Origin of the sequence: Butyrivibrio sp. FCS014 (genome assembly GCF_000526935.1) — a bacterium.
GTDB lineage: Bacteria > Bacillota > Clostridia > Lachnospirales > Lachnospiraceae > Butyrivibrio.
Genome location: NZ_JAHA01000019.1, coordinates 787,425 through 800,741, shown reverse-complemented (window position 1 = coordinate 800,741; position 13,317 = coordinate 787,425). Strand labels below are relative to the sequence as shown.

Here is a 13,317-nt window from a genome sequence, read left to right as displayed (position 1 = left end):
CATGCGGTGGCCCTCAGGCAATGGCCGTCTTAGAAAGATGGCCTTCGAGTGAAGCACCTCGAGTAATAGTCTTCATGCGACACACTTCAAGTGATTTTCGCTAGATTTGGGCATCACCTCTAAATCTAGCGAGAAAAAATGCCTTTTTTCGCTAGATTTTAGACTCACCTCAAAAAATAGCGAAAACTGTCATGGGGATAGCTCTCCGGAGAAAAGAAATAAAGAATATATAGCCAACTGAAAAGGGAAGATCCATGAATCATCAATACGACAATTACATCTTTGACCTTTACGGAACCCTCATCGATGTCCACACAGAGGAGCATGAACCAAAGCTGTGGAAGCAGATGAGCCGGTACCTCAAAGATAACTTCAATATAAGAATAAAAAGCGATGAGCTCTACAAACTCTATACACAAACCTACGCCGGATACGTGGAGGAATTAAAAGAAATCACAAAGTCCGACTACCCCGAGATCCGCATCTCCTGGGTATGGGACGACATCCTGCGCAAGCTGTGGAACACCGCCACGCCTGAAAGCGCCGGTAGCAATGCAAAAAAAGCCCGTGGCCGCGCAACCGCTTCAAATAGCCTCTCGGCAGAGAAAACCGGCAGTTCAGTAAGTAAATTCACTTACCCTCATCGCCAGCACCTATTCGGGATCAATCAACCTGTCGACAGGGCACCGGAGCACATCGCAAGGCTGTGCACTTTCTTCAGGAGGACTTCCACCTACCACATGTGTAACTATCCTGATACCCACAGACTGCTTAAAACTCTCAAGGAAAATGGCAAAAAAGTCTACCTTCTTTCCAACGCGCAGCGTGCCTATACAAAGAGGGAGATAGGCACCTGCAGGCTTGCACATTTCTTTGACGATATTTTCATTTCTTCGGACAAGCTTATCATGAAGCCGGAGCCGCGCTACCTTCAGATGCTCCTGGACAAACACGGTCTTGATAAGACAAAATGTGTTATGATAGGAAACGAAATTAAAAGCGATATGGAAATTGCCCGGCGCTGTGGCGTTAAGGGCATATTGGTTCAGAATGGAGATTTTACCGAAGTCTTTGAGAGCATGAATGCCTGAATGTGTTCGCGCAGGGGTGAGCAGAACGTGGACATTTAAGAATACCGAGGATTTTTAAGAATACCGAGGGCTTTTAAGAATATCATGGATATTTAAGAAGACTGCGGAAGATACATAATTATGAAATACTTTTTGGAATATATTAAACAGACACTTCGGTTTGTGCTTAAGCCCATGTCATTCCTTCCTGCGCTGATCATGATGTATGCCATATTCATGTTTTCGGCCCAGGAGGCGGGGGAGAGCAGCCAGCTTAGTTACGACGTCGGCGTGAAGGTGCTCAGTATCGCCAACGACACCTTTGACAGAGGCTGGTCCCCGGAGAGAATAGCACAGATGTCGGAGCATGGGCAATTTTACATCAGAAAAGCAGCACACTTTACGGAGTACTTTCTGCTGGCGGTGAGCGTGGCATTTCCTCTCTACGTGTACGGAGTACGGGGATTTATGCTGGTAATAACGGCAGGAAGTTTCTGCATAGCGTACGCCTGTCTTGATGAATACCATCAGTCCTTTGTGGCGGGAAGGTCTCCCGGCAAAAAAGATGTGATCATCGACAGCTGCGGAGTAATTCTGGGAGTGATAATCACAAGAATCGTTGGCTGGACAGGCCGCATGACTATCTTCCGGCCGCTGTCCAACAGCAGGAAGAACAGCCGAGGCGATGGCCGCGTATAAAGTATAGCAGGAACAGACGCGGATAAAGCGCGGAAGAGCAGCAGGGATAAGGAGCGCACCTGAGGGCGGAGGGCTGGACCTGAGACGCAGACATATATCACGATAACGGGTTGGAGATTATAAGGGAAAAGGTAATTTGGGGTTATGCTTAAAGTTTTTTTGGCGGAGGACGAATTTGTCGTTCGCGAGGGAATCAAGAATAATATCGACTGGAGTGCTCACGGCTACAACTTCTGCGGCGAAGCGGGAGACGGGGAACTGGCTTATTCCATGATCCGAAAGGAAATGCCGGATATCGTGATCACTGACATCAAGATGCCTTTTATGGATGGGCTTACTCTGAGCCGCATGATCAAGGCAGAATTTCCGGAAATCGAAATAATACTCCTCACCGGGTATGAGGATTTTGAATATGCAAAGGAGGCCATCAAGATCGGTGTGGCGTCCTATCTTTCCAAACCCATCAGCGGCGACAGCCTTCTTAAGGAAATCGGCGTTGTTGCAAGGAGAATCGAAGAGAGGAAGCAGGAGCAGGAGATTGCCCGCAAGTACCGTGAAGACATGAAGGAGCGCACGGAGCTTGAGAGGCAGGATTTCTTTCAGAGCCTAGTCACCGGAGACAGGACCCTTCCTTACCTTCTGGAGAAGGGAAAAGAGCTGTCGGTTGACCTTTCAGCTCTTTGCTACAACATAGTGATCCTGAAAGTCTGGTCCTTAAAGCATGAAGCCGACGAATTTTCGGGCAGTGTTCTTAAGGTACAGGAAGGAATTGCAGACATCGCAGCAAAGCACGGGGCAGAGATTTTTGAGCTCAACCTTGAGGGCAATGCCATCCTTTTCAAGGGCGACGGTGAAGTGGCCGTAGCTGACAATATCAAGAGCTGCATAGAGGAACTGAAACAGCTCTTTTCCGAATATCCCAATATAAGGTATTTCGGAGGCGTTGGCCAGAGCGTAGAGAGAATAACCGATATTCCCACGTCCTTTGAGTGGGCCAGCAGGGCATTTGCTCACCAGTATCTGTCTTCGGACAGCGATTTTCTCTTTGGTTCCGAGGAGGGACTTCATTCCCAGAAGGAGAACGTTATCCTTTCGGAGATTGACCCAAGGCACATAGACAGAAGGCTGGTAAAAGAGTTCCTTAGAAGAGGCGAGCCCTCTGAGGTGGAGTTTTTCCTTGATGAGTTTCTGGAAGGAATGGGCAAAAATGCCATCAGATCCACTATGCTTCGGCAGTACATTTCAATGGACATATATTTCTGCGTGGCAGACTTTATAGAGAATGACCTGGGGCTCTCAAGAGCGGACACCCAGGCCAGAATCCCTGCAGCGGAGCTCCTTGCGGACGAGAAGAATACCTATGACTATCTGGTGGACCTTATCAGCACAGCATTGGATCTTCGTCAGGAGAATTCAAAAGGCAGGTATCGTGATGTGGTATCTCAGGTCATGGCCTACATTGATGCCCATTACAGCGAAGAGGAGCTGTCGCTTAATACCCTTGCGGCTCATGTTAATTTCTCGCCCAATCACCTCAGTGCAGTATTCAGGCAGGCTACGGGGCAGACCTTTATCAAGTATCTTACGGACTACAGGCTGGATAAGGCAAAAGAGCTGCTTCTTACCACCTCCAAGAAGAGCAATGAGATAGGAATGCTGGTGGGTTACAAGGATCCCCACTATTTCTCATACCTTTTCAAAAAGACACAGGGCATGACCACAACCCAGTACAGAGCCGGCTCAGCCGGGGAGGGCACTGAATGAACTCACAGCGGGAGATAGGAAAAAAGAATAAATCCCGTCTGGCTACCCAGATCAGAATCTCTTATCTGATACTTCTTTTGCCCAACATCGTATTCATGGTCTACGCCTTCTACAACCTGTGGGTCACCAATGAGAGATACAACGAGATGCTCAACTCCGTTGTGGTGGCCTCGGAATTCAGTCTGGATTTCAAAAACGACTTTGACTATGAGACATACCTGTTGATCGTGGGAAATGTATCTCCGGAGGAATCGGCGCTTCCGGGGCTTTTGAGTGATGCCCGGAAAGTCGTGGACGGCCTTAAGGATTACACAGACACCGAGGCCAACAAGAAGAGACTGGCCAGTGCTGAGAAGTACCTCAACAACCTTGAGGGGTACATTGACAACATCAAGGAAAACTTAAGCTACGACGACCGCTATGAGAACAACATGCAGATCTGGGAGAACGACGTCCAGATAGTGACGGCTCTTTTGCAGGAGACCATCAACGAATATATTTACTATGAGAACCGCCAGATCCAGAGCGCCCAGATAAGGAGCCGTGAGCTCTACCTGGACACCATCAAGATTTCCGTGGGAATCCTGGCTTTCATTGTTGTGGGAATCGTGGTGGTTTCTCTGATAGGACCGCTGTGGATCACCCGCCCCATCGAGGAGCAGGTTACCGCGGAGCAGAAGCAGCTTCGAAAGGCGGAGTTTGAGCTTTTGCAGGCCCAGATAAACCCGCACTTCCTCTACAACACCCTTGATGCCATTGTATGGTCCGCAGAGGCCGGCAACCAGAAGCAGGTCGTGAAGATGGTGGGCTCTTTGTCGGAGTTTTTCAGGACCTCTCTTAATAAGGGAAAAGAGATGGTGACTATCCGTGAGGAATTGCAGCATGTAAGAAGTTACCTGGAGATCCAGCAGATAAGATATCAGGATATTTTAAGTTACGAGATCAATGTTCCGCAGGAGCTTCACAATTATCTGATCCCCAAGATCACCATTCAGCCCCTGGTGGAGAATGCTCTTTATCACGGGATAAAGAACCGGCGCGGCGGAGGAAAGATCAGTGTGACCGGTGAGCTTGGAGAAGACGATTACATCATAAAAGTCACAGATGACGGCATCGGTATGGATGAGGAGAGGCTCTCTCAGGTCAGAAGGGGACTTACGGACCAGGATCCCGATTCCGGCAAGATCTACGGCCTTTACAACGTCAATGAGAGAATCCGTCTTGAGTTTGGTGAGGAGTACGGAATAAGCATAGACTCTGCATATGAGAAGGGTACTACGCTTACCATAAGACTTCCTCAGAAGAAAATTTCAACCGAAATCGTAAAAAATTGAAACAAAATTAAAATCAAATAAAAAAATCAACATTTTTCCATTGTTTATTTAATGGAGATTTTATGGCTTTCCTCTAGAATTGGTATTAGCAGGGAATTGTCCCTGCATCAAATTCCAAGGAGGAAAAATATCATGAAAAAAGTATTGGCAGTTCTTTTAGCATCTGCAATGACTCTTGGCCTCGTTGCTTGCGGCGGCGCTCAGCAGTCATCAGGCACAGCATCAGCTCCCGCTTCTGAGGGCGGACTTATCAAAGTTGGTATCATCAACAACGACCCCAACGAGTCCGGTTATCGTACAGCTAACGTTGCTGATCTTAAGGCAAAATTCACAAAGGAAAACGGATACGACGCACAGTTCGCTTACAGCTTGAAGAACGACGAGCAGATTCAGGCAGCTCAGGGCTTCATTCAGGACGAAGTTGATTACCTTCTTCTTTCCGCAGCTGACACAGCAGGCTGGGATTCAGTTCTTCAGGATGCACAGGCAGCAGGCGTAAAGGTTATCCTTTTCGACCGTACAATCGATGCTGATCCTTCACTCTATGAGGCTTCTATCGTTTCCGATATGGCTAAAGAGGGACAGACAGCTGTTGACTGGCTTGCAAGCCAGAACCTCCCCGAGTACAACGTAATCCACATCCAGGGTGTTATGGGTTCAGCTGCTCAGCAGGGAAGATCCGGCGCTCTTGATACCAAGGTTGCTGCAGAGTCAAATTGGAACATCGTTGTTCAGCAGACAGCTGAGTGGAACGCAGAGAAGGCACAGCAGATCGTTCAGTCAGTTATCGACGCAGGCACACCTTTCAACGTAATCTACGCTGAGAACGACGATATGGCTAAGGGTGCTGTAGCAGCTCTCGACGCAGCAGGCATCTCACACGGTGTTGGCAAAGACGTTGTTGTTATGGGCTTCGACTGCAACAAGTGGGCACTTGAAGAGCTCCTTGCTCAGAACTGGAACTATGACGGACAGTGCAATCCTTTCCAGGCAAGCTACATTGACGACATCATCAAGAAGCTTGAGAAGGGTGAGACACCTGAGAAGACCATCATCATGGATGAGAAGGGCTTCGACGCTACAACAATTACTCAGGATGATGTTGATAATTACGGCATCTAAGTGATATAGCAGACAGAAGTCATAATGACATGTGCTTGCACAAATGTCATTATGACCTCGGGATGCGAACATACATGAGGAAGTAGCACGGAAGTGCGGATTCCGAATGTATGTAGGATTGCGAGAGCGTAAGCGGAGCAATCCGTATATCACGATAACACGTATACTTACACTTACCAAGGAAGGCGCAGCGGCCGGTCTGCTGCGCCTTTTTTAAAAGAATTGAGAGGAACGCACTATGAGTGAAAATACAGTGCTGAAGATGCGCGGCATCGATAAGTCCTTTCCCGGTGTCCATGCCCTTCAGAATGTGGACTTCACCCTGAACAAGGGCGAGATCCATGCGCTGATGGGGGAGAACGGAGCGGGCAAATCAACGCTTATTAAGGTACTCACCGGCGTTTATTCCAAGGACGAAGGCACCATTGAAATGGAGGGCAAAGGGGAAGTCCAGATCCATTCACCTCAGGATGCCCAGAAAAACGGAATAAGCACGGTTTATCAGGAAATCACACTCTGCCCCAATCTTACGGTTGCAGAGAATATGTTTATAGGCCGAGGCGAGGAGAAGATCACCAACTGGAAAAAGATGAACGCGGCTGCGGAAGTTCTTTTAAAGGAGCTGGATATTCCCGCCAGAGCTAACCAGCAGCTGTCAAACTGCTCCATCGCCGTTCAGCAGATGGTAGCCATTGCAAGGGCAGTGGATATGGACTGTAAGGTTCTTATCCTGGATGAGCCCACATCCTCGCTGGATGAGCAGGAGGTTGAAAAGCTTTTCGGTCTCATGAGAGATTTGAAAGCAAGAGGAGTAGGAATCATATTTGTAACGCACTTCCTCGATCAGGTATACGAGGTTTGTGACAAGATCACTGTTCTTCGTGACGGACAGCTGGTCGGTGAATACGAGATCAAAGATCTTCCAAGAGTCCAGCTGGTTGCCAAGATGCTGGGTAAGGACATGGATGACCTTTCAGACATAAAGGGCGAGCAGGAGAGCTACAAGGGACAGGACGCAGAACAGGTTGTCTTCGAGGCAAAGGATCTGCAGTCCGACGCAGGCATAAAGCCCTTCGACTTCTACATCAAAAAGGGTGAGGTCAACGGCTTCACAGGACTTCTCGGATCCGGCCGAAGCGAGTGCGTAAGAGCAATCTTCGGTGCAGACAGAGTCCTTGGAGGCAAGGTCAAGATCCATGGAAAGGAAGTTAAGATAACAAAGCCTGTTGACGCCATGAAGAACGGTATCGCCTACCTTCCCGAGGACAGAAAGGTTGACGGAATCATAGGAGATCTGTCCGTAAGGGACAACATCATCCTGGCACTCCAGGTGCTTACCGGTTTCTTCAAACCCTTCAGCAAGGCCAAGGCAAATGCTTTTGCGGATGAATATATCAAGAAGCTTAACATCAAGACAGCTTCCGCTGATACCCCCATCAAATCACTTTCCGGAGGCAATCAGCAGAAGGTTATCCTTGCAAGATGGCTTCTTATGCATCCCGAATATCTGATCCTTGATGAGCCCACAAGAGGTATAGACGTCGGAACCAAGGTAGATATCCAGAAGCTGGTGTTGGAGCTGGCTTCCCAGGGAATGAGCGTGACCTTCATTTCATCCGAGACCGATGAGATGCTAAGGACCTGCTCAAGACTTGTAGTAATGCGCGATAGAAAAGTTGTAGGGGAATTGTCAGGGGAAGACTTAACCCAGAACAAGATCATGAGCACTATCGCAGGAGGAGAATAAGGTATGACAGACATAAAAAAGAAATCTGAAGGGAGCTTTCTTAGGAAGCTAACCTCCAATCAGCTCTTTATACCGCTTGCAGCACTTATTCTTCTTGCGGTGATAAATCTGATAAACGATCCCGGGTTCTTCAAGATTACCCTGGGAACCAACAACGCAGGTTTCCCTGTTTTCTCGGGATACCTCATCACGATCCTGGATTACGGCTCAGAGCTGGGAATCCTGGCAATAGGAATGACACTGGTAACCGCAGCTTCCGGAGGACAGGATATTTCCGTTGGCGCAACCATCGCCATTGCAGGTTCCGCAATGCTTAGAGTCCTCTGCGGCGGAGATTCAAGACCCGAGACCATTCAGGCACCCATCATCGTGGCTTTCCTGGTGGCTTGTATCGTTGGAATGCTCTGCGGCGCCTTCAACGGAATGCTGGTTGCCATCTTCAAGATCCAGCCCATGATCGCCACACTGATCCTGTTTACGGCAGGAAGATCCATCGCAGCATGGATCAACAACAATGAGCTTCCCATCGTTCCGGACCCCAAGTTCTCATACTTTGGAAGCTTCATACCGGGAATCCCGATTCCCACCACGGTATTCATTGTTGCTATCTGTATTGTGGTCATCGCTCTGGTACTTAAGTTCACAAACCTTGGACTTTACACTCAGGCCGTTGGTATCAACGAAAGCTCCTCAAGACTCAACGGTATCAACCCTACCTTCATCAAGTTCCTGGCCTTCGTTATCCTGGGACTTTGTGTTGCAGTAGCAGCTCTTATCAAGGTAAGCCGTCTGTCCACCATCAACTACTCTGTTATAGCAAAAGATATAGAGATGGACGCCATCCTTGCCGTAGCACTGGGAGGCAATGCACTTTCCGGCGGTAAGTTCAACATGTGGGCTTCAATCCTCGGAGCTTATGTAATTCAGTTCCTTACCACAACACTTTACAAGTTCAACGTTCAGTCCGATGCTCTTGCAGCATACAAGGCTGTAGTTGTTATCATTCTGGTTGTATTCTCTGCACCTACGGTAAGAGAGTATATGGGACAGCTCTTTAAAAAGCTTTCTCCTGCAAGAAAGGAGGCGGCTTGATATGAAAGAGAACAAAAAGGAAAGCATCTTTTCAAAGATGAACGACACAACCCTTCTTCTTACCATCACCATTGTCATCTTCTTTTTGATGTACATCGGTGCGGTTGTGTTCCAGGGAGGCGGTTTCACAAAGCCTCAGATGTTCTTTAACATCCTTAACGCCAATGCAGCGCTTATCATTACCGCTGTTGGAATGAGCATTGTTATGATCTCCGGCGGAATCGACATCTCCGTGGGTGGCGTGGTTGCTCTTGTTTCCATGAGCTGCGCCGTATACCTTGACTACAAGGGCGGCAGCATTTTCGGCTCCATCCTCCTTGCCCTTGGCATCGGAGTTGCCTACGGACTGGTTCAGGGATTTCTGGTTGCATATCTTGATATCCAGCCGTTCATTGTATCTCTGGCCGGTATGTTTTTTGCCCGCGGTATGACAACCATCGTTAATACGGCACCCTTCAACGTAGCCGACGAAGAGTTCAATGCACTTAAGCTGACACGTATCAACGTTCCCTTCATGGGTTCAGTGAACAAGAAGGGTGTATATGTTCCGGCATATGTTGAAATTGGTGTTATTGTAGCCCTTATCATTGTGGTATTATTGTTTGTAGTACTGAGATGGACCAAGCTGGGAAGAAGTTTCTACGCAGTGGGCGGCAACAAGCAGAGCGCACTGATGATGGGTATCAACGTTCGCAGGACCAAGTTCCTGTCACACCTTATCTGCTCCACACTTGCAGGTATCGGCGGATACGTTTACTTCCTTCATGTTGGTTCCGGATCAGCCAGCCATGCCATGGGTATGGAGATGAATGCCATTGCTTCCTCCATCATCGGCGGAACAATGCTGACAGGCGGTGTAGGTAACATCATCGGAACACTCTTTGGTGTTCTTTCACTTAGCACCATTCAGAACATTGTTGCATCCGCAGGTCTTGATCAGGCCTGGTGGACAGGTATCACCATCGCTGCAATGCTCTGCATCTTCCTCCTTATCCAGAGCGTAGTAATGGCTCAGAAAAAGAAAGCACTTAAGAGCTAAGGATACGGGTAAATGAAGAGTTTTTTGAAAAAGATTTCTGTCCTGCTCCTTGCGACCGCACTTCTTAGCGGCTGTGGGAGCAGGAATTCTGCACAGACTGCGGAAGATTTCATAGAAGAGAATGAAGAACAAGCCGACGATATCATTACCGTCGGCTTCTCTCAGTTGGGGGCGGAATCCGACTGGCGAAGCGCCAACACCGATTCCATGATGTCTGCCTTTACGGAGGATTCGGGGTACAACCTGATCTACAAGAACGGCCAGCAGAAGCAGGCCAATCAGATCACTGCGATCCGTACCTTCATCCAGCAGGAGGTGGACTATATCGTGCTGGCTCCCGCAACAGAGAGCGGCTGGGACACGGTGCTCTCCGAAGCCAGGGAGGCGGGGATCCCCGTAATATTGGTGGACAGACGTGTAAATGCCTCCGACAAGAATCTGTTTTCCTGCTGGGTGGGTTCTGACTTTGAGCTTGAAGGCAGGAAGGTCGCCGCATGGATCAAAGCCTTTACCGAGGCCAAAGGCATAGCTCCCGAAGAACTGCACATCGTAAACATTCAGGGTAACCTTGGTTCCTCGGCCCAGATTGGCCGCACCAGAGGTCTTGCCAATGCCGCAAGAGAAAACGGTTGGGACCTTATGGCTGAGGTAAGCGGAGACTTTACCGAGACCAAAGGCCGTGAGACCATGGCAGCCCTTCTTAAGCGCTTTGAGAACGTCAATGTTGTCTATTGCGAGAACGACAACATGGCCATCGGCGCCATCGATGCCCTTGAGAGCGCCGGCAAGACCGTGGGCTCAAACATAGCAAAAGGCGAGGTCATGGTAGTATCATTTGACGGAGTAAATGAAAAAGCGTTGGAATATGCCAGAGAAGGGAAAATATCCTGCATCGCAGAGTGCAATCCTTTGCACGGGCCCAGGGTAAGGGCTCTGATAGAGGCTCTTCGACACGGCGAATCGCCGCAGAAATTCAACTACGTTGACGAAAAGCTGTTCAGCTCGCTGAATGATGTTTCCGGCGTGATGATAGACGGAGTGGAGTACAATGTGGAAAATCCCTGATGAATACATGTGTATTGCCCATTAAAACGACTTGGAGAACAGTTCTCCAAGTCGTTTTATATTGTGATACCGGGGGAAACTGTAAATGATCAAACACATTTATGTTTTTGCGTGAAATATTATTTTGTTTGGAGTAATATTAGTATATGTGAGGAGGAGATATAAATGCGTGAGACGTTGAAAAAGTACGGGGGAGAAAAAAGTTATACCAAGGCAATAGTATTCATCGGGCTTATTGCCGCAGGTACGCTGATCAATTATCTTGGCGCTGCATTTGTCAGTGTAACGGGTATACCCGTGTATCTTGATGTGATCGGAACCATGGTGGCTTCGATGCTGGGAGGTTATCTTCCGGGTATTACCGTGGGACTTTTAGGACCTGCGGTGAACACTCTTACATCTTCCGATCCCACTGCCATGTCCTATTCAATGCTGAATGTTCTGATAGCCATCATCACAGTGTTCTTAAGCGACAAGGGACAGCTGGAGAAGGCTCACGGAGTTATGACAGCCATAATCCTTGATGCTGCTGTGGGCGGTATCATCGGAGGCATAATAACCTGGTTCATCTACGGTGCGGAAGGTGAAGATGCTTCATCTGCACTGGTCCACGGGCTTCGGGCAAACATGGGGATGTCAGCCTTTGCAGCTGAACTTACCGGTGGCTTTTTCGTGGATGTGGCGGATAAGGCGATAAGTCTTTTCCTGGCCCTTACCATCGTCTATTTACTTCCCGTTAAATTCAGATCCATCTTTAAGATCCATGCCTGGAGGCAGGCACCTCTTTCCAGCGAGGTTTTAAAGAACATAAGGAAAAAGAGAAGCAGGCAGTTGTCGCTTCGAATAAAGTTAGTGACACTTCTTACCTGCGCAGCCCTTATTATAGGTGTTTCGGCAATCTATATCTGTTATCTGATGTACTTTAATTCCACCGTGGATCACCATAAGATCTATGCCATGGGAACCGCTGAAATGGTGGCCGGAATGGTGGACGGCAACAGGATTGACGAGTATTTGAATGAGGGAGAGAGCAATCCGGATTATGTAACCGTTAAATCCAATCTGACAAAGATAAGAAATTCCGCGGCATTCACGGAGTATGTCTATGTATACAAGATACTTCCCGACGGATGCCACGTGGTATTTGATGTGGCCGGTGAAGACGGTGTCGTAAGCAATCCCGGAGATGTGATAGAATTCGATGATTCTTTTTCCGAATATATAACGGTACTTCTGGCGGGAGGAAGAATTGACCCCATCATCACCGATGACACCTACGGATGGCTTCTTACAGTGTACGAGCCCATAGTAAACAGCACAGGAGATGTAACGGCCTACGCAGGCGTTGATATCTCCATGGATTCTCTTCGTGCTGAGTCCAGAAGATATATTGTCAGGGTTATTTCCGCCTTTGTGGGAATCTTTGCACTTACTTTGGCCATCGGCCTTTACCTGGCGGAATATCATGTTATCCTGCCTCTTAATACAATGGCCTATACCGCCTCGAAGTTCTCCGATCACAAGGAGGAAGCTCTTCAGGAGACCGCCGACATGTTCAAGCATCTTCTTATCTATACCGGAGATGAGACGGAGAATCTATACAACGCCTTTACGGATATGACGGAAGAGAACCTGGAATATCTTAAGGATATCCAGAAGAAGAACCTGATGATCAACCAGATGCAGGACGCACTTATCCTTGTGCTTGCGGACATGGTTGAGAGCAGGGACCACAATACGGGAGACCACGTCAAGAAGACCGCTGAGTACGCCAAGATCATCATGGATGAGATGGTGAAAGAGGGACTTTATAAGGATGAGCTTACGGACAAGTTCAGGCACGATGTTTACAGATCTGCTCCTCTTCATGATATCGGCAAGATAAGCGTTTCGGACGTTATCCTCAATAAGAACGGCAAGCTCACAGATGAGGAGTTTGCTTCAATGAAGGGCCACACCACGGTTGGTGCACAGATCCTTGACAGGGTTATGGAGACGGTACCCGGTTCCGATGAAGGATATCTCAATGAAGCAAGAACAATGGCTCTTTACCACCACGAGAAGTGGAACGGCACAGGATATCCCACCGGCTTAAGCGGAACCGATATTCCTCTTTCCGCCAGGATAATGGCTGTTGCGGATGTATTTGACGCCCTGGTTTCAGACCGAAGCTACAAGAAGGGCTTCTCCTTTGAAAAATCCATAGGCATCATTCAGGAAAGCCTTGGAACACACTTTGATCCTCTGGTAGCTCAGGCATTTTTGAATGTTCAGGACAAGGCAAAGGAGATTATGAATGTGCATTACGGAAATCACTTGACATAAAGAAACAGAATTCTCATGAATTCAAAAAGGGACATTAGTTCTGTAGTATACAGTTCTAAT

General features: G+C 48.2%; 10 protein-coding genes. All 10 read left to right on the top strand.

Going from position 1 to position 13,317, the window contains the following annotated elements; all coding sequences use genetic code 11:
* Positions 1-254: 254 nt before the first annotated feature.
* Positions 255-1,091: an HAD family hydrolase gene (locus T456_RS0116390; RefSeq protein WP_024867094.1), complete on the top strand. Its 837-nt coding sequence runs from the start codon at positions 255-257 to the stop codon at positions 1,089-1,091.
* Positions 1,092-1,211: 120 nt separating this feature from the next.
* Positions 1,212-1,769 carry a VanZ family protein gene (locus tag T456_RS0116385; protein WP_024867093.1) on the top strand — a complete coding sequence of 186 codons (558 nt, stop codon included), beginning with the start codon at positions 1,212-1,214 and terminating at the stop codon, positions 1,767-1,769.
* 144 nt (positions 1,770-1,913) lie between these two features.
* A complete protein-coding gene (locus tag T456_RS0116380) occupies positions 1,914-3,533 on the top strand; it encodes a response regulator transcription factor (protein ID WP_024867092.1) in 1,620 nt (539 codons plus the stop codon).
* Entirely contained in the window at positions 3,530-4,867 is a 1,338-nt protein-coding gene (locus T456_RS0116375; protein WP_024867091.1) for a sensor histidine kinase, read from the top strand. The genes T456_RS0116380 and T456_RS0116375 overlap by 4 nt, the downstream gene beginning before the upstream one ends.
* Positions 4,868-4,999: 132 nt before the next feature.
* The gene (locus T456_RS0116370) at positions 5,000-5,989 is read left to right on the top strand and encodes an ABC transporter substrate-binding protein (protein ID WP_330369808.1); all 990 of its coding nucleotides are present in this window, start codon (positions 5,000-5,002) and stop codon (positions 5,987-5,989) included.
* A 238-nt stretch (positions 5,990-6,227) separates the two neighbouring features.
* Positions 6,228-7,736, top strand: coding sequence for a sugar ABC transporter ATP-binding protein (locus T456_RS0116365; RefSeq protein WP_024867089.1), 1,509 nt, complete (start codon positions 6,228-6,230; stop codon positions 7,734-7,736).
* Between the two features lie 3 nt (positions 7,737-7,739).
* The gene (locus T456_RS0116360; RefSeq protein ID WP_024867088.1) at positions 7,740-8,828 is read left to right on the top strand and encodes an ABC transporter permease; all 1,089 of its coding nucleotides are present in this window, start codon (positions 7,740-7,742) and stop codon (positions 8,826-8,828) included.
* A gap of 1 nt (position 8,829) precedes the next feature.
* On the top strand, positions 8,830-9,867 hold the full coding sequence (locus T456_RS0116355; RefSeq protein ID WP_024867087.1) for an ABC transporter permease subunit: 1,038 nt from the start codon (positions 8,830-8,832) through the stop codon (positions 9,865-9,867).
* A gap of 12 nt (positions 9,868-9,879) precedes the next feature.
* Complete coding sequence (locus T456_RS0116350; RefSeq protein ID WP_024867086.1) at positions 9,880-10,932, top strand: ABC transporter substrate-binding protein; 1,053 nt, start codon at positions 9,880-9,882, stop codon at positions 10,930-10,932.
* A gap of 165 nt (positions 10,933-11,097) precedes the next feature.
* Positions 11,098-13,257, top strand: a complete 2,160-nt coding sequence (locus T456_RS21625) for an HD-GYP domain-containing protein (RefSeq protein WP_024867085.1) — start codon at positions 11,098-11,100, stop codon at positions 13,255-13,257.
* The last annotated feature ends 60 nt before the right edge of the window (positions 13,258-13,317 follow it).

Bases quoted from the DNA above. Each gene is read 5' to 3' on its own strand.
- T456_RS0116365 (WP_024867089.1), top strand. From the start codon at position 6,228: ATGAGTGAAAATACAGTGCTGAAGATGCGCGGCATCGATAAGTCCTTT.
- T456_RS0116370 (WP_330369808.1), top strand. From the start codon at position 5,000: ATGAAAAAAGTATTGGCAGTTCTTTTAGCATCTGCAATGACTCTTGGC.
- T456_RS0116355 (WP_024867087.1), top strand. From the start codon at position 8,830: ATGAAAGAGAACAAAAAGGAAAGCATCTTTTCAAAGATGAACGACACA.
- T456_RS0116380 (WP_024867092.1), top strand. From the start codon at position 1,914: ATGCTTAAAGTTTTTTTGGCGGAGGACGAATTTGTCGTTCGCGAGGGA.
- T456_RS0116390 (WP_024867094.1), top strand. From the start codon at position 255: ATGAATCATCAATACGACAATTACATCTTTGACCTTTACGGAACCCTC.
- T456_RS0116350 (WP_024867086.1), top strand. From the start codon at position 9,880: ATGAAGAGTTTTTTGAAAAAGATTTCTGTCCTGCTCCTTGCGACCGCA.
- T456_RS21625 (WP_024867085.1), top strand. From the start codon at position 11,098: ATGCGTGAGACGTTGAAAAAGTACGGGGGAGAAAAAAGTTATACCAAG.
- T456_RS0116360 (WP_024867088.1), top strand. From the start codon at position 7,740: ATGACAGACATAAAAAAGAAATCTGAAGGGAGCTTTCTTAGGAAGCTA.
- T456_RS0116385 (WP_024867093.1), top strand. From the start codon at position 1,212: ATGAAATACTTTTTGGAATATATTAAACAGACACTTCGGTTTGTGCTT.
- T456_RS0116375 (WP_024867091.1), top strand. From the start codon at position 3,530: ATGAACTCACAGCGGGAGATAGGAAAAAAGAATAAATCCCGTCTGGCT.